Source organism: Streptomyces sp. UH6, assembly GCF_013421635.1.
GTDB lineage: Bacteria > Actinomycetota > Actinomycetes > Streptomycetales > Streptomycetaceae > Streptomyces > Streptomyces abyssomicinicus.
Genome location: NZ_JACADT010001439.1, coordinates 1 through 1,025 on the forward strand (window position 1 = coordinate 1; position 1,025 = coordinate 1,025).

Annotated in this window: 1 protein-coding gene; it reads left to right on the plus strand. The window is 75.8% G+C overall.

Going from position 1 to position 1,025, the window contains the following annotated elements:
• Window positions 1–385: 385 nt before the first annotated feature.
• Window positions 386–892, plus strand: coding sequence for a DUF2267 domain-containing protein (locus tag HW445_RS32440; protein ID WP_374939740.1), 507 nt, complete (start codon window positions 386–388; stop codon window positions 890–892).
• Window positions 893–1,025 lie beyond the last annotated feature (133 nt).

Below are 1,025 nucleotides of genomic sequence, written 5' to 3' on the forward strand. Positions count from 1 at the left end.
ACGCCGCTTCGTCCAGCGGGCCACCCCGTAGCCGCCGACCAGTCCGGTCGCCGCCAACGCGGCCGTGGGTACCGTCGCCATGTCGTCCTCCTCCGCCGGTGTCTCACGGCCAACGATGCCGACCGGCCCGCCGGCAGTCAAAGCGTGCCGAGCGGGGGGTGAGCCGCTGAGCCCGTCCCGGCCGACACCCCGCGTCCGCTGACGCCCCTCGGGGCCCGGCTCGCGGTCCGCACGCCGTGTGCACGGAGGAATACACGCGGCGAAGGCGGGCATACGGGCGCAGTACCGGGCCGGGACAGGCCGCCGCCCGGCCCGGCAGTCATCTGACGGGAGCTGAGGAGGAGCAGTCCCCTTGACCATTCCCATGATCCGGAGCGACGCCACCATGACCGCCACCGCCACCGCCACCGCCACCCCCACCGCCACCATGGCCAAGACCCCCGTCGCCGTGCCGGAGCCGCGTGACGCCGGGGTCGTCGACGTGGTGGCGGGTCACTCGTGGGACGACCTGGTCGCCCGGGTCCGCGAGGCGGGGCTCTACCCCACGCAGGAGCAGGCCGAGCGGGTGACCCGCGCGGTGCTCGCGGCACTCGGCGAGCAGGTGGTCGGTGACGAGCGCGTCGACCTGGCGCGGGCGCTGCCGGAGGAGGCGGCGCGGATCGTCGCCGCCCAGGTTCCGGCCCACACTCCGCCCGCCGCAGCGGAGTTCGTGGACGAGCTGTCCCGCCGGCTGCCCAACGCCACGCAGGCCACCGCACGCTGGGACACCACGTCGGTGCTCGGCGTGCTTCCCGGACTGGTCGGCGACGACCTGACCCACCGCCTCCTCGCCCAGCTTCCGGCCGGTTACGCCCTGCTGTTCGGCCAGGCCGAACTGCCGCGCGCCGTCTGAGGGTCCCCACGCCGCCCCAGGCCGCCCCTCGCCGCCGCCGCCGGACGCCGCACCGCCTTCAGCCGAGGTAGTCCCGGGCCAGCAGCCTCCGGTAGGAGGTGCGCCACCCGGCCCGGTACCACCGGACCTCCCG

Coding starts and splice junctions, on each gene's coding strand:
- HW445_RS32440 (WP_374939740.1), top strand. CDS start 386: ATGACCGCCACCGCCACCGCCACCGCCACCCCCACCGCCACCATGGCC.